Source organism: Bacteroides sp. NSJ-48, from assembly GCF_014287405.1.
Classification (GTDB): Bacteria; Bacteroidota; Bacteroidia; order Bacteroidales; family Bacteroidaceae; genus Bacteroides; species Bacteroides stercoris.
The window spans coordinates 71,747-88,599 of record NZ_JACOOD010000009.1; the positions used below are offsets into that span (position 1 = coordinate 71,747).

Here is a 16,853-nt window from a genome sequence, read left to right on the forward strand (position 1 = left end):
TGCGGTGTCATACAGCAATTTGTTATAAATTTGCAGCCAACTCTATCATTTATAGATAGATTAGAACTATTTTATAAACTAAATTAAAACAAAAGAAAAATGAAAGTAGCTATTGTTGGAGCAAGCGGAGCCGTAGGACAAGAGTTCCTGCGAGTGCTCGATGAAAGGAATTTCCCGTTGGACGAGTTAGTATTGTTCGGTTCTAAACGCAGTGCCGGCACTAAATATACCTTCCGCGGTAAACAGATCGAGGTTAAACTCTTGCAACACAACGATGACTTTAAAGGGGTTGACATTGCTTTCACTTCCGCAGGCGCAGGCACCTCTAAAGAGTATCTTGAAACAATCACCAAGCACGGCGCTGTGATGATTGACAATTCAAGCGCTTTCCGTATGGATGCCGATGTTCCTTTGGTTGTACCCGAAGTCAATGCCGCCGATGCCAAAGACCGTCCGCGCGGCGTTATCGCCAATCCTAACTGTACTACTATCCAAATGGTAGTGGCACTGAAAGCCATCGAACAGCTTTCTCATATAAAAACCGTACACGTATCCACGTATCAGGCTGCCAGCGGTGCAGGCGCCGCTGCTATGGATGAGTTGTACGAACAATATCGCCAAGTATTGGCGGGTGAACCCGTGACCGTGGAGAAATTCGCCTATCAACTGGCATTCAATCTGATTCCCCAGATTGATGTGTTCACTGAAAACGGATATACCAAGGAAGAGATGAAGATGTACAACGAAACACGTAAGATTATGCACTCCGACATCAAAGTCAGCGCAACATGTGTTCGTGTACCTGCCCTCCGCTCGCATTCGGAAAGTATCTGGGTAGAGACAGAACGGCCCATTTCTATCGAGGAGGCACGTGAAGCATTTGCCAAAGGTGACGGACTGGTATTAATGGACAATCCGGCAGAGAAAGAATATCCGATGCCGCTGTTCCTCGCAGGAAAAGACCCTGTATATGTAGGACGTATCCGCAAGGACCTCACCAACGAGAACGGATTGACTTTCTGGATTGTGGGCGACCAGATCAAAAAAGGTGCTGCATTGAATGCGGTACAGATTGCAGAGTATCTGATTAGAGAGAAAGCGCTTTAAAATTTCTCCTAATCCATAAACCGACAAGGGTGTGTTAAAAATAGAATGTCATTACTATTACAGCATTCATTTTTAACACACCCTTGACTATGTTGCTTGAGACTTCCGGTTTTTAGGTCGTTTTAAGTATATCAATAAGACACAGTTTCTGAAATCTCACTTTCTGCATTATCTTTGAATAACGAAGTCACAAAATAAACTCCCTTTTCCGATAATTTAAATGACGTTCCTTGGGTAATACCTACCAAATCGGCTTTCCGCTCTTTCCCATTATCTTTATATATAGCGTAATAAGCAACATTTGAAACCGCTCCCCAAGACAAATCAGACCCATTCAACCTGATATTGTCCGGTGCCGGAGGAAGTACCGCAGCAGTTCGTCCTAAATAAGGAGGCAATACTTTCTTTCCATATATAGCCTTGACCGCATCTGCAATACCAACCTTATTTTCTACCAAGTTCTTGGCACTGTACAATACACTTCCCTTTACCTTCGGCTTTGCACTGGCCAGTTCAAACTGCTTCATTAAGTCATCTGACGATTGAAACTTACTTCCATATTGCGAATCGCCAAATTTATAAATGCCATATCCTATCAATAAGTGGTTCTCATATGTATATTGCGACCATAAATCCAACCTCAGATTAAAACTGGTAACCTCATTGCCTGTGGCAAAATACAGCTGCGGAATAACCACATCCACCCAGCCTTCCTTTGCCCACGTATTGACATCTGCAAACAATGTATTGTAGTTACGCTCCATATCAGCTGCCGGACTAATAGAGAAAATCACTTCCGGACGAGTCTCAATAATAGTTTTCTGGATATTCCTAACTACGGTATTTACATTATTACGCCTGAAATCCTCGACATTCTTAAATTTATCCTTCCCATATTTTTGAAATTCCGCACCATCATTCATTGTCTCAGAAGCTTCCAATGACGGATAGAAATAATCATCCATGTGAATACCGTCAACGTCATACTTGGTAATAATTTCCCTGACAATATTTGCAATCCGTTCCTGAACTTCCGGCAAAGCAGGATTATAAACTCTGATTTTCTCATAATCCTTAACCAGTTCCATGGGTATTTTGGCATCCAGTTTTGGGAAAGCAGCATTCTTATTTGCACGCGTAGCTATACGGTATGGATTTAACCAAGCATGAAACTGGATACCTCGCTTATGGGCTTCCTCAACAAGAAATCCTAAAACATCATAATCGGGTCTTACTCCTGCACTTCCTGTAATATACTTACTCCAAGGCTCATATTCCGATTCATAAAACGCATCTGCCATACCTCTGATTTGGAAAAATACCGCATTCATGTTATACCCGACCAATAAATCCAGATAATCTGTATACAACTTTTTCTGAACATCGGCATCATACTTTTCCATAGGCCAATCGAGCCCCCATACCGTAGCTATCCATACTCCTCTCAGTTCCTTTCCGGGCAGAACAGACGAAGAGGTCTGACCTTCTCCCTGAGAATGGCTGCCATCATTCAAAATGCCTTCATCGTCTTTACTACATGCTGCGACCAGCACAAGTAAAATGATTATATATATATAGTTCAAATGTTTCATCCTTAAATTTTTAATAAGAAAGCCGCCTGATATTTTTAAAATAGACGGCTTTCAAGTTGACAATATAAAAATTCAATTTAAATGTAGAAAATCAGCATATTATTCCTCTTCCTGCTTAATAGGGAACTCGCATATTACAAATCCTGATCCTGTGCGTGATGCAAACACACAAAGCTTGGCATCTTTCCCGTTCTCATCTTTCTCTATATAATAATCTGTCTGCGCCAAGGCGTTTCCATTTCCACTTCCACCTAATTTAAATTGGTACAAAGGATTGTGATTGTCTCCTTCGTCAAATTTCCGCAAAGCCTCTTCTATGGTAGCCCCTTTGCTCAAATCATAAATTTCCAAAGCAATGGTTGCAGTAGATGCACTACCCTGACCAGCGGTACAAACCAACAGATAACGCTCCTCATTAAAGTTGATTATCCTTGGAGCCACAGCCTCTCCTTTTATGCTCGACGCATATATTTCGCCTACAGACTCATTGACCAATGTTACAGGAATTCTGACACCCGACCATAAATACTGGTCTGTATTTCCCACTCTATATACATTGGTCACCATCGTAGCATCAGATTTTGACGGTAATACTTTAATGGCAGTGGCATCAACTGTTTTATAGCTGCTTACGGGTATTCTTAGAAAATCAGTAGCTGCATTATCACCAAAGAATATAAATCCGTTACCATTCTCATCTATATTATAAGAGGCATTATCACCATGTCTGTTTCCTGCTCCGGAGATACTTCCAACATTAATATTGGCTATCGTTTCCGGTTGGGAATCCGGTGTTTCCCAATGATAAATCTTAAGAGGAGAAGCTTTGGCACCCGACAAACTTGAAAGATATACATGACCATTACTCAACGCACCCATGTTATAAGAGAAAGTACCACCGCTAACTCCAGTCAAATCCAGCAGAATCGGGTTGATTTCCCCCTTCTTCAAATCCGATACTTTAAGAAGATGAGGTTGTGTAGCTCTGCTGACAACCAATACATGTTCGCCATCATAAGAAGCACAACGGGTAGATGCAGCATCGGCATAATCACTATAAATGTTATCTCCTGAAAAATTATATACAGTAGGCTTTTCAAAATCAGCCCCATACACAGGAACTCTTTTCCGGACTTTAACAAAATATTCCTTATACCTCTTATTATTTACAATCCGAAGTATCAAAGTCTTGTCGGAAGTTTCCTCATCCATTGAGAAATCCATGACCGGAGTCTGAAGCTCCGCGCCCTCCGAAAGTTCCGCCTCAAAGCTCAAAGCTGAAAAATTAGTTTCAACATCCAAACGGGGAAAATTAATTGTCTTATTGGCTTCATCAATTGTTCCTTCCACCACAGTTTTCCCGTCTGCCCCGGCATTAACTATCTTTATTGCTAAAAGCTCCGTATCATAAGGTGCTATATGGCTTTTAGGATAATCCTCCTCACAAGAGACAAGACTAATACCAAGCAATACAGCCATAAATCCTAAACTTTTTATTAATTTATACATAATCTCATGTTTTAATTAAAAACCATTGTTAACTCACGGATGTATCCGTCAATTCAAACTTGCCGGCCATCCCTCCGTTTGAGTAAGTGTATATCCTCTACTCTTATAATCTTCAATCTGATTAATTCCGATAGGTGAGAGATATGGGTTTACATTAGGCACATTCAAGAAGGGCAGTCGTCCTTTATTCTGTTCCGGATAGAAAAATCCTTTCATAGCAGCAGCATTAGTGCCATCATAAACGGTCAGACTTCCATCCTTGCCCATAACCCTGATTTTCCCGCTATTCTCTGATTTCAGTTCTTCGGGAACCTCATCCTTGAAATTTACCCAAGTACCTACCAGCAAATCCTGATTTCTATCGGTATCCATGTACTCCAATTTTTTCCAACGTCTCAAATCGACGATACGTGAGAATTCAAAAGCAAATTCCATTCTTCTTTCCCGTCTGATTTCCCAAAGTAACGGAGATACGGTGACATCTCTACCCGGATCATCAGGCAGAGCATCTAACTTCATGTCTGCTGTCCTGACAACACCCAACGCTTTTGCTTCCTCTGCAATCGGTCTGTTACGGATCTTGTTAATAGACTCATCTATATCAGTCTGGACAACCGCCGGTCCTCCCAATGTAGCAAGTTCCGCTTTAGCCTCAATCCAATTCAATAAAACTTCAGCATAGCGGATTACCGGATAGCCAGTCACATTCTTTTCACCCTGGAATTCCGGAGCCGGAGAACCGCCTTTTTCAATATACTCCAATGCACTCCGAGGGATAAACTTAGTTACATACAAATAACAGCTTTTAGCTCTGGGAGTCGGCTTTTTGTAAAAACTTGCCTCAAATCTGGCATCTCTTGTCTTTATCAGGTTACTTAAAGTAAAATCGGCTGCATTGGCAACTGCAGAAGTTTGCCAGTCCTTACCATCCGTACAGATAAACGCCTTAATCAAATCCAAATTCGGACCGACATCGGTAGGGTCATTCATGTTACAAGTCGATGCTATGGAATGAGTCACACCCTTATCCGCATCATAGGTACGATACAGGATACAGTCTTTCGTACTTTTCGTCGACCCGAATAAAGAGCGGAAATCAGTCACAATATCATATTTTCCACTGCTCATCACCAAGTCAGCCGCAGCAATAGCCTGCTCAAAAAATTTCTTCGCACGTTCATCATTCTTATAATAATATTTTTGCCAACTTGCTTCAAACAATGCCCATCTCGAAACAAAAGCAGCCACCACATAACGGTTCACATATTGTGCATCCCCGTCATCCAAACGGACATTCTTCATGGCAAAATCAAAATCATCATAAACGGCATCCATCACTTCATTTCTCGGAGTACGATCCTTATACAAGGCATCCTTATCCGTATTCAACACCTCTGTATCGTAATAAGGGACATCACCAAAAACATTGACCAGACGAGCATACTCCATTCCTCTGAAGAAGCGGCCTATTCCCATCCAATGATTGTATTGTTCTTCGGTCAGAATATCCTTCATTCTGGCAGACACACGATCAAGCATGACATTCGCTTTCCTTATCCAAGCAAAATTCCATGTCGGACCGGTAAATTCGCTCTGCCACATCATATCCAGACTCGTTGAGCCTTTTGATGTAGGGACAGTCCGTCCAAACTGCGTTTGGGTGGACAATCTCACTGCATCATCATTAAAAGTATAATTTGCATTAGGAGCATACGTCGTTTCATACTTCAATCCATATCCTACAAAGAAGTTGGTATAAAAGGCATTGGCATACAAACGTACCCTATCCTCACTGGTCCAGTAAGCATCATCTTCCGATGTAGTCAATGAAGGACGGTCCAGCACATCATTACAATTCGTAAACAGGAAGATGATTCCGGTTAAAATCATATATATTTTAAATCTCATAATTACTCTTTTTTAGAAGGTTAATTGAACGCCACATGATAAAGTCTTGAAAACAGGTGTGCCCATACCCGTACGTCCCAAGTTATAGTTTGAGTCAGACCTGAACATTGAATAACCTGAGATAGCCTCCGGGTCGATAGGCAATCCGTTCAGCTTGTCAAATGTAAAGAAGTTCTCTAATGACATATAGAGTCTGGCCTTGGATATATACACTTTTGAAAGAAGATTCTCCGGGAAAGTATATCCCAACGTTATATTCTTGATTCTCAGGTAAGACATATCCAGCAAATAGCGTGACTGTTTCTGCATACTGAAACCAGTATTGCTTCCACCCAAATTCCATGCTCTCGGATAAAATGCATCCGTACGCTCTTCTGTCCAATAATCGGTTGTGAAGGTTTTGGGAAGAGCACCCTCTTTGGCATTATATCCGGGAATAGCCAACTGACCGCTACCCCAAATCTGACGCTTGCCGATGCCTTGGAAGAAGATTGAAAAATCAATCCCCTTATAATCCGCTCCCAAACGGAAGCTATACTCATAGCGAGGAGTAGAATTGCCAATCACAGTCTGGTCACCGGGATTACCATTCGTACCTGTTCCCGGCGTGATATAACCGTCTCCGTCCAAATCCACGAATTTAACGTCACCCGGTGCAAAAATCAATTTGTTATTGTCTTCATAATGTACCTGATACACCGGATATGGGGAAGATTGTTTATTGGTAGTATGCGCTGTTCCGTTATAAATGACAGTAATTTTTTCTATTTGTCCGTCTGCTCCGTAAACAAAGTCCTCTTTTTGAAACAATCTATCTGTCACAAAACCATAAATATCGCCATATCGTCTTCCGGTAGAATAGGTTGTCCCTAATTTACGGTCTTCCCATGGAGTCAGATAGTCCGCGCCTTTGGTTATATAGGTAGTTGCATCGGAAATAGAAGCCATAACATTAATTCCCAATCCATTGGAAAAACGATGGGTAAAATCAGCCGACAACTCCCAACCTTTGGTTCTCAAACTACCGTAATTACCTTTAGGAGCTGTAGCACCAAGTGTCACCGGCAAGCTTTCTCCTTCAATAATCATGTTTTTCGTATCCCGACGATACCAATCGAAAGTTACTCCGAATTTATTCTTAAAGAAACGCAGGTCTACTCCAAAATCCAAAGTCTCAATCTCTTGCCAACTGATATCACTGTCCACTAACGAAGGAGTACCGTACAAAGGCATCTTATTACCGCTTCCGTCCAGCCATGACGATTGGCCGTCAGCCAATATGGCTTTGTACAAGGTATTGGATACCGTCTGGTCACCAATACTACCCCATGAAGCCCTAAACTTACCAAAGCTCAAAATATTTTCAACCGGTTTCATGAAACTTTCATTGGTAAACACCCAACCGGCAGAAAAAGAAGGGAACCAACGCCACTGCAAATTCTTCGGAAATTTAGATGAACCATCCCTACGTATATTAGCTTCTAAGAAATATCTGTCTTCGAAAGAATAATTCAGACGTCCGAAAAAACCTAATTGAGCTTCCCAATTGCGGTCTCCTTCAATGAACTGGTCACCGGATGCCAATGGAAATTGCGGGTTTGTCAAATCAATAAGATTTGTTTTCCACCCTTTATGCGAACTCCATTTACTGGTAACCCTGTTCATACCCACCATAAACTTAAAGGCATGCTCTTTTTCAGCTCCCAATTGCAGGTTATAGGTGGTATAAATATTAAACGTATTATTATCTACCGATTTATTCTGATAGCCGACCTGACTAGCTCCCGGACCCGAACTGTTATAATATTTTTCTACAGGGAAACGGTATGCCGGCATGCCTCCCGTGTCTACTCTTTCGCCTTGTTCATTGACAAAGACCTGACTGCCGTTCTCTATCCACGCCGTAGGCGCATACCATGTAGCACCGGCCTCGTATTGGGTTACAGACGAATTTGTTTCCGAAGTTTGTCTGTCGTAAGTATAATCAAATTTAACATCCCAATTCTTCGTAATATTCAATGTAAAACCCAGGTTAACGTTATAATATTTATTTTGCAGATTATCTGTATTTGATGCAGCCATTTCATACGACGGCTCTTTCAAAGGATTGCCATGTTCTGTCACTCCCATCGGAAACAATGGGCTCCAACGATACATATACAACCAAGGGTCAGCAGAAGTATTACCAATACCCGGATAACGTTTATTACGGTCGGAATAGATAGAACTGGCTCTCACTGTAAGATATTTATTCAATTCCGATGTTACACTGACCGATGCATTATATCGTTTGAAATCGTCCTTCTTGGCAGTCTTAGACATACCACTCTGATCCAAATACCCCAATCCTATATTATAGCTGGTCTTGCCGCTTTTACCATTTACCGATAAATTATGGCTCATGGTCGGAGCCCAGTTCCTGACCATAGCTTTAGCCGCATCATAAAGTCTATATCCATATTTATCTTTTCCGTCATAATACCAGTCACGGCCATATACTACCGGTTCATTCCATTTTACCTTTCCTCCATACTGTTTCTGCCATTCTATGGCTTTCTCCAGGCTTTCGGGACTAATACGCCAAAAGCCACCCGCCGGCATCGGTTCTCCTCTGTTTATTTGAGCATCCAATGTGTACTGCAAGGCTTCAATTCCACCAATTTCAATGCTTTTGGCAGGATCTTGCCAAGAAAAGTTATTGGAATAGCTAACTTCAAATTTATCTGTTTGCGCTCCCGATTTAGTTGTTATCAAAATAACGCCAAACGCAGCTTTTGAACCATAAATAGAAGATGAAGCTGCATCTTTCAATACGGAAATAGACTGGACATCATTGGGATTAACCATCTGAATACTTGGAATTTCCACGTTATCCAACAAAATAAGCGGAGTATTATTTCCCGAAATGGATCCAATTTGACCGCGAATTTTAATCAAAGGGTCCGAACCGATTTCTCCCGTTGGAATTGTAATATTAACACCCGGCACTGAGCCTTGAAGTCCACGACCGATATCCGCAATAGGACGACTGTCCAATGTTTTATTTACGTCGACTGTTGCAACTGCACCTGTTAAATTAGCTTTCTTTTGAGTTCCATAACCCACCACAACAACTTCCGAAAGTAACTCGCTATCCTCTTTTAAAACAACCTTTACCGTCTTGGTTGCTTTTACCTCTTGAGTTTGATAACCAACGAAAGAGATTTGTAAGGTTGAACCCGGCTTTACATTCAATGTAAACTTTCCGTTAATATCAGTTATTCCACCATTTGTCGTACCTTTCTCTACCACACTAGCTCCGATAACCGGTTCTCCGTTTACATCTACAACCAAACCATTGACTATTTGAGTTTGCAACTGTTCTGTCACTCTCAAAGAACCGTCAATGGTAGTCTGAGTAGCTATCACATTTCCACTGCTTAATAGCAAGGTGCTGATTGCTACTACCGTGAGGATCTTTTTATTAGACAATCCTCTTTTTCTGCAATCTTCATTCATAAGTGATTGATGATTTTGTTAATTAAAAATAGTTTTTTCCAAAAATGGTAAGATAGAAATTAATAAGAGTAGGATAGAATCACCCAAACTCTTGTGTTTTCACTTTTCCATAGGCATTTCTCAATTTAAGGGTTCATAAATGGTATGTTGTATCTCTTTTCTCTCTAAAATTCCAAGTCCACCGGGAACTTAGACAAAACGTTTTATTTACAATAATGGCATCAGGAAATATTAAATGCTTGAATAGCAGTTTCTTTTATTTTCTTTCGTATCAGTTAACCTCTACGATTGCAAGTAGTAATTCGTTAAACCTTGGTTGCCCTTTCGTTAGACCTTGGTTATCCTTTCGTTAAACCCAGGTCTAACGAAAGGGCAACCAAGGTCTAACGAATTAAAAATAAACAATCAACTGCTTATTTATAACAGATGCACAAATAGTTATCAGCTTACAACTATTTTATTTAAAAAGACTGTTCATTATGGGGAATACCATCTATGTAGTAAACTTTTCGAAGAATTATCACAGGAATATTAAAAATAACTATATATTTGTATTCAATTCTAAAACTAATTAGCTATGAAACTGATTGCGGAAAGTGGTTCTACAAGAACTGAATGGGCACTGGTTGAAGACAACCACTTGATACAGCGTGTTTTTACCGAGGGATTGAATCCTTTTTTTCAAACAAGAAGAGAAATTAGCCGGAGTGTACGTTTAGGATTGCCCGATATTTTTTTCAAAAAGAAATTGGAACAAGTATATTATTATGGAGCCGGATGCACCTCTTATGAAAAAAAGAATATATTGGGTGCATCCTTAGTAGCACAATTCAAGACCCCTATTCAGGTTGAAAGTGACCTGCTTGCAGCGGCACGCGGTCTGTTTAAATGCGAAGCCGGCATTGCCTGTATCTTGGGAACAGGCTCTAATTCATGCTTTTATGACGGAAAAATAGTAGTCAAGAACGTCAAGGCAGGTGGTTATATCTTGGGCGATGAAGGCAGTGGAGCTGTATTAGGCAAAATGTTTCTGTCCGATGTGTTAAAAGGCTTGGCACCTAAGGATGTAATGGCCGATTTTTTTGAAAAATTTCGTATCAGTTCTAATGAAGTAATGGAATCGGTATATAACCGTCCTTTCCCAAACCGTTTCCTCTCAACGATTTCTTACTTCTTGGCAGACTATACAAACGATGATTATGTCTTTGAGCTGATAACTAACAATTTAAGAGGATTTTTCACTCGTAATGTCTGTCAGTACGACTATAAGAATTATCCGATTAGATTTGTTGGTTCATTGGCCTATAGCTATGCGGACATCTTAAGAGAAGTTGCCGGTGAATTTGGAATTGAACTGGACGTAATTGAAGAAACTCCAATGAATGGACTGATAGAATTTCATTCTTTGAATATAGAAGAGCCTTAAACTATTTATATAATAATGTATATAGGAAAAGAATTTGCAAATTTTAAAGTATAAGACTAAAAAAAAGCAAATATATGTTCTTGATATTGAATAATAATATATCTTTGCTCCGTATGAAGTATGCAAGTTCTTCATCACCCTTTGTTAATAATAGAATTTATCTCTTAAAGCAATCGATAAAGTTAATAAATTGACTGATAATCAATATATACCAAGTTCCCGGTGGACTTAGAATTTTAGAGAGAAAAGAGATACAACATACCATTTATGAACCCTTAAATTGAAAAAATGCCTATGAAGCAATGAAGAAACTTAGAGGATATACAGTTCATTTTACCTCTTAATCCTCCCTTTTTTTTACCTAACTGAAAAACTATTTTTATTAACAACAAAATCATCAATCACTTATGAATGAAGATCGCAAAAAAAGAGGAATTAAAAATCATAAAATCCTCATGACAGTGGCTATCTGTGCACTGTTTCTTGGCAGCAGTAACACTTTTGCTGCCCGATCTACTTCCCATGAAAACCATGGCGTAACAGAGCAGATGCAGTCTGTCGCTGTAAATGTTTTAGTAGTAGATGCCCAAGGCGAGCCTATCATTGGCGCCAACGTTGTAGAAAAAGGTACTACCAATGGCGGCATTACGGACATCAATGGAAAAATCAGAATGAATGTTAAAGCAGGAGCACTTTTACAGATTTCTTTTGTAGGGTATACCACTCAAGAAATAAAGGCCACTCCTAATCTACGGGTAGTGTTGAAAGACGACACTGAATTATTGGATGAAGTAGTAGTCGTAGGTTACGGCTCACAGAAAAAAGAGAACCTGACAGGAGCAGTCGCTTCCGTTAACGTGAATCAGACATTGGAAGGACGTCCTATTGCCGATATCGGTCGTGGTTTGCAAGGTACCACTCCGGGCTTGTCCATCCAAGTACCAAGCGGCGAAGTCGGTTCTGACCCGATTATTAAGATACGCGGACAAATCGGTTCCATCGAAGGAGAAGCTACACCTTTGATTTTGCTCGACAACGTAGAAATACCTTCTATCCAAATGGTCAATCCCGATGATATAGAAAGCATTTCTGTACTGAAAGATGCTGCATCTGCTTCTATTTACGGTGCAAAAGCAGCATTCGGCGTAGTATTGATTACAACGAAAAAAGGCGCCAAGAGTGATAAGGTCAATGTTTCTTATCAAGGCAATCTCTCTTTCCAAAACATGGCAAAAGAGATGAAAATGGGACAGCTCAATGCACTGGAATACAGTATAGAAGCAATGAAACGCTCCGGAAAAACAGCCACCGGCGGTATTTCATTCTTTATGACGGAATCCGGCTTGGAGCGCGCCCGCGAATGGCAAAACAAATATGGCGGCAAGTTAGGTCCCGACGACCCTTATGTATATGGGCGAGACTGGTATGTGGATGCCAATGGACGAAATATCGGTCTGAGAACTTTCGACCCGTATGATTATATGATACGCGAATGGGCACCGACTCACTCACACAACGTTTCAATCAACGGTAAAAGTGGCAAGACAACTTACAACATCGGCTTAGGATATCTGCATCAGAACGGTATGATGAAGCCTGCCAAGAAAGACGATTTTACACGTTACAACGCATCCGTACGTTTAAGCACCGAAATCAACAAATACCTGACTATACGTGCGGGTTCTATCTTCTCCTCACGTGACAAGAGATACCCTTATTCTACCTCATCCACTACTGCCGACCCGTGGCTGTACTTGTATCGCTGGGGTCCTAACATGCCGTTAGGTGTCAATGAAGACGGAAACGACTTGCGCAGTCCGTGGTCTGAAACAAAACAAGCCAATACAGCTTCACAAGTAGATAATTACCTCAACATAAGCTTGGGTACAACCGTAAATGTGACCAAAGACTGGAAATTTGATTTTGACTATACATATGCCAACGAAACAGGAGTTATCAAGAAACCCGGAACACGATATAGCGCAGCAAACGCATGGAGTGCCGGTGTGCCGAGAACCGATGCCAACGGCAATCAGATTTATGTAAACAACTTGGGACAACAAGTAGACGCAGCAGCCGAAGGTGCAATGCCCGCATACAAACTTCCGTATGAAGAATATACTCCCCATGGTTCAAATCCCGACCATATCTACAGAAAATCCTCAGGAGCACGTCGCCATACCTTCAATGCAACAACCGATTACAACTGGCAAATAAACGACGATAACAACTTCAAGTTTCTGCTTGGTATGAACCTGGTGACTTATGACTATGAAGACAACTGGTCACAAATTACAGATTTGACAGATATCACCAACCCGCAGTTTGACCTCGCAGTTGGCACCCAGACCGCAAGCGGAAACCAAAAATGGGAAGGTCAAATGGGTTACTTCGGCCGTATCAACTATAATTACAAAGAAAAGTACCTGTTGGAAGCCAATTTACGTTATGACGGTACATCCAAGTTCCCCTCTGGTATGAAATGGCGTTGGTTCCCTTCATTCTCAGCCGGTTGGCGCTTAAGTGAAGAAGCTTTTATGGAATGGGCAAAACCCGCATTGAACTCATTGAAGCTTCGCGGCTCATGGGGTATCATTGGCGACCAAACCGTAGATAACGGCTTGTATGTATCCTCTCTCGGCACAGGACAAGTAAACTGGCTGGGTGCCGATGGTCAGAAATTATTCTATCGCGGTACTCCTTCTGCCGTTGCTTCTTCTATTACATGGCAGGACATAGCTACACTCGACTTGGGATTTGATGCGCGTTTCTTCCACGGAGATTTCGGTGTAACATTCGACTGGTATCAACGCGATACACGTAATATGATTGTACCGGGTTCGGGCATTGCCTACACATTCGGTGCAGCCGCTCCCAAAGGCAACTACGGTTCTTTAAGAACACGCGGCTGGGAAGTTTCATTGGATTACAACCACCGTTTCAACAACGGATTAGGCATTAATGCCATGTTCACGTTGTCTGATGCCCAAACTGAAATTACAGAATACAGTGATACGCGTTTAATCAGCGATTATTATGTAGGCAAGAAATATGGCGAAATATGGGGCTACAGAACAGAACGTTTGTATCAGAAAGATGATTTCGTATATGACAATAACGGCGAACTGGTTACTGTATGGGCTTTGAACGGAAAAGAAGTAGCAGCAGGAACTCCGGGTGCTAAAGAAATGAACAAACTGAAAGACCCGAACGGAGTATATCAGGACTTCCTGCAATCCGGTGACTTCAAATTTGGTCCGGGCGACGTAAAATATGCCGACTTGAATGGAGACGGAAAACTGGGTAATGGCGCCGGCACTGTAGAAGACCCGGGCGATAAGGAAATAATTGGTAATGAAACACCGAGATTTGAATACGGTATCCGTCTGGGCGCAGATTATAAAGGCTTTGACTTTTCTATCTTTATGCAAGGTGTAGGCAAACGTCAGATATGGGGTAACGGTTTCCTTGCCATTCCCGGTTATAATACTGCCGACGGTGCTATTCCTGACGCTATCGCAAGTGACTACTGGACTGAAGAGAACACAGGAGCATTCTATGCACGCCCATGGAACCAATCCGGCTCGAACGATGCTTACAACTATTACAAACAGTCACGCTATCTGCTGGATATGTCTTATTTCCGCATCAAGAATATCACATTAGGTTATTCTCTTCCGGAAAATATCATAAAGAAAGTACGCATGCAAAAGGCACGCATCTATCTGGCGCTGGAAAACTTCTTTACATTTGACAACCTGAACGGACTTCCTATTGATCCGGAAGCAATCTCCGGTTACTCCATGTTCAATGCAGAGAACTATAACAGCGGCCGTACGGGTGTAGGAACCCCGACTTTCAAGAGTGTGTCAGTAGGTGTACAATTGAACTTCTAATAAACTGAATTATATGAAAAAATATATATTTGCTTTACTTTCTGCCGCAACCTTTATGACAAGCGGGTGCGACTCTATCCTGGAACGTCCGGAATTGACAAAGCCACTGGACGAAACGTATGGAAAGACAGATAACGAATACCGACTCTATGTCAACGAAGCATACCCCGTTTATTTTGTGGGTTACAACAATAGCTGGGGCAGCGCATACGCTCCTTTGAGAGGATACAATTTTTCTGATGACAATGCTTCATCCGGAAAACAGACCTCTTTTGAGAATACCGTTCCCACCAGCCGCGGAAGTTACAACACCAGCGACCTCGCCAACTCCTGGATTTCCCAATACGCAGCCGGCAACTGGAACTTTGCCTGGGTACGCAAATGGAATATAATGATTGACAAACTGGAGAAGTATAAAAGTGCGCTGGAAGAAGAAACCTATAACCACTGGATGGGAGTAGCCCGATTCTTCCGTGGATTTGAATACTGCCGTCTGGTAGAAACTTTTGGTGATGTACCCTATTATGGAAAATCCATTAGCGATGCAGATACCGATGAAATGTATAAAGACCGCACGCCACGCAACGAAGTCATGGAACATGTGTACAATGACTTTGACTTTGCATTAAATAATATCCGTGAAAATGACGGAACCCAATATCTGAACAGATTTATTGCAGCCGGTTTCGTCAGCAGACTGATGTTATTCGAAGGAACTTGGCAGAAATATCATAAGAACGATACTGAACTTGCAAAGAAGTATCTGACTATGGCCAAGGAAGCAGGAGACAAGGTATTAGGAAACAGCCAATGGCAGATTTCCGGTGATTTCAAAAGTCTGTTCGGCTCAACAGACCTAAGCGGCAACAAAGAGGTACTGATGTACAGACACTATGATGCCGGAGTCAACGTAACTCACTGTGTGGCTTCTTACTCTAACGGTACGGAAAGCCAAGGTGGCGCAACATTGGCATTAGCCAAATCATTCATCTGCAATGACGGTAAGGTGTACAAAAAATCAACTGTTGCCGGAGCAGACGAACTTGATGTCAAGAACATGGCCAAAACCCGTGACCCGCGTTTTGAAGCTACATTCTGGGATGAACCTCGTATCCAGGCAGGTACCTTGCTTTATAGCTGGAAATTCATTGACCGTGTAGGCCCGACCTATTTTGGCAAGACTTATCCTCCTCAATATAAAAGTATAACTAATACCAATGATTATCCGGTAATGCGACTGGCAGAGGTCATGTTAAACTGGCTGGAGGCCAAAGCCGAACTGGCTTTGATGGGCGGTGACCCTATCATTCAAGATGACATCGAAAAAACAATCAACCAAATCCGCAAGCGTCCTCTCGATGAAACGGCAATAAAAAAAGGCTTGCAACAAACCGCACCTATGATGTTAAGTGACATCACTGCCGACTTCGACCCGGATAGAGACAAAGGCAATTTGGTAGCAGGAGATTACGAAGTAGATCCGCTGATTTGGGAAATCCGCCGCGAACGCCGCATGGAGTTTGTATACGAGCACTCCCGTTTGCTCGATTTGAAACGTTGGAAGAAACTGCATTATATGAACAACAAAACATATCCGGACACAATGCTCGGCTTATGGGTGAACCTTGCGGAAGAACTACCCAATTATCTTGAAGAAGACAACATAGGCATCACCACCGTAGCAGTTCCCGATGGTAACGGATATAAATACATAGTCTATGACGGAACCAACGCCGATGAAATGACAGGTTTCTATGTGCCGGAAGCAGCCGAAGCAAGAGACGATTTCAGCGATCGTTCATATCTGGCTCCAGTAGGAGAAGCTCAAATCAACGAGTACAATGCTAAGGGATATAAATTGACACAAACCGTTCTCTGGTAACAGAAAAAAGCATAACTCACAACAAGAGGTGTATC

Annotated in this window: 8 protein-coding genes; 4 read left to right on the top strand and 4 right to left on the bottom strand. The window is 41.7% G+C overall.

The annotated features are described in order from the left end of the window. Window positions 1-99 precede the first annotated feature (99 nt). Window positions 100-1,107 carry an aspartate-semialdehyde dehydrogenase gene (locus H8S52_RS06345; RefSeq protein WP_005656230.1) on the top strand — a complete coding sequence of 336 codons (1,008 nt, stop codon included), beginning with the start codon at window positions 100-102 and terminating at the stop codon, window positions 1,105-1,107. Window positions 1,108-1,238: 131 nt separating this feature from the next. On the opposite strand, the gene H8S52_RS06350 is transcribed toward H8S52_RS06345, so the two are convergent. The 4 genes from H8S52_RS06350 to H8S52_RS06365 all read right to left on the bottom strand — a co-directional run bounded on the left by H8S52_RS06350 (window position 1,239) and on the right by H8S52_RS06365 (window position 9,614). Next, window positions 1,239-2,699 carry a glycoside hydrolase family 10 protein gene (locus H8S52_RS06350; protein WP_117984496.1) on the bottom strand — a complete coding sequence of 487 codons (1,461 nt, stop codon included), beginning with the start codon at window positions 2,697-2,699 and terminating at the stop codon, window positions 1,239-1,241. A 99-nt stretch (window positions 2,700-2,798) separates the two neighbouring features. Continuing rightward, window positions 2,799-4,208, bottom strand: a complete 1,410-nt coding sequence (locus H8S52_RS06355; protein ID WP_117955510.1) for a DUF4623 domain-containing protein — start codon at window positions 4,206-4,208, stop codon at window positions 2,799-2,801. Between the two features lie 48 nt (window positions 4,209-4,256). Beyond that, window positions 4,257-6,116 carry a RagB/SusD family nutrient uptake outer membrane protein gene (locus tag H8S52_RS06360; protein ID WP_117984498.1) on the bottom strand — a complete coding sequence of 620 codons (1,860 nt, stop codon included), beginning with the start codon at window positions 6,114-6,116 and terminating at the stop codon, window positions 4,257-4,259. A gap of 12 nt (window positions 6,117-6,128) precedes the next feature. Continuing rightward, on the bottom strand, window positions 6,129-9,614 hold the full coding sequence (locus H8S52_RS06365) for a TonB-dependent receptor (protein ID WP_117955506.1): 3,486 nt from the start codon (window positions 9,612-9,614) through the stop codon (window positions 6,129-6,131). A gap of 577 nt (window positions 9,615-10,191) precedes the next feature. On the opposite strand from H8S52_RS06365, the gene H8S52_RS06370 reads away from it, so the two are divergent. The 3 genes from H8S52_RS06370 (at window position 10,192) to H8S52_RS06380 (ending at window position 16,818) form a co-directional block, all read left to right on the top strand. Then, window positions 10,192-11,040 (top strand): hypothetical protein, encoded by an 849-nt coding sequence (locus H8S52_RS06370; protein ID WP_016661132.1) that lies wholly within the window; start codon window positions 10,192-10,194, stop codon window positions 11,038-11,040. A 407-nt stretch (window positions 11,041-11,447) separates the two neighbouring features. Then, entirely contained in the window at window positions 11,448-14,936 is a 3,489-nt protein-coding gene (locus H8S52_RS06375) for a TonB-dependent receptor (protein WP_117984500.1), read from the top strand. A 13-nt stretch (window positions 14,937-14,949) separates the two neighbouring features. Next, a complete protein-coding gene (locus tag H8S52_RS06380) occupies window positions 14,950-16,818 on the top strand; it encodes a RagB/SusD family nutrient uptake outer membrane protein (protein WP_117907462.1) in 1,869 nt (622 codons plus the stop codon). Window positions 16,819-16,853 lie beyond the last annotated feature (35 nt).

What these genes read in the sequence shown, in the direction of transcription:
- H8S52_RS06345 (WP_005656230.1), top strand. Translation starts at nt 100, where the DNA reads ATGAAAGTAGCTATTGTTGGAGCAAGCGGAGCCGTAGGACAAGAGTTC.
- H8S52_RS06350 (WP_117984496.1), bottom strand. Translation starts at nt 2,699, where the DNA reads ATGAAACATTTGAACTATATATATATAATCATTTTACTTGTGCTGGTC.
- H8S52_RS06355 (WP_117955510.1), bottom strand. Translation starts at nt 4,208, where the DNA reads ATGTATAAATTAATAAAAAGTTTAGGATTTATGGCTGTATTGCTTGGT.
- H8S52_RS06360 (WP_117984498.1), bottom strand. Translation starts at nt 6,116, where the DNA reads ATGAGATTTAAAATATATATGATTTTAACCGGAATCATCTTCCTGTTT.
- H8S52_RS06365 (WP_117955506.1), bottom strand. Translation starts at nt 9,614, where the DNA reads ATGAATGAAGATTGCAGAAAAAGAGGATTGTCTAATAAAAAGATCCTC.
- H8S52_RS06370 (WP_016661132.1), top strand. Translation starts at nt 10,192, where the DNA reads ATGAAACTGATTGCGGAAAGTGGTTCTACAAGAACTGAATGGGCACTG.
- H8S52_RS06375 (WP_117984500.1), top strand. Translation starts at nt 11,448, where the DNA reads ATGAATGAAGATCGCAAAAAAAGAGGAATTAAAAATCATAAAATCCTC.
- H8S52_RS06380 (WP_117907462.1), top strand. Translation starts at nt 14,950, where the DNA reads ATGAAAAAATATATATTTGCTTTACTTTCTGCCGCAACCTTTATGACA.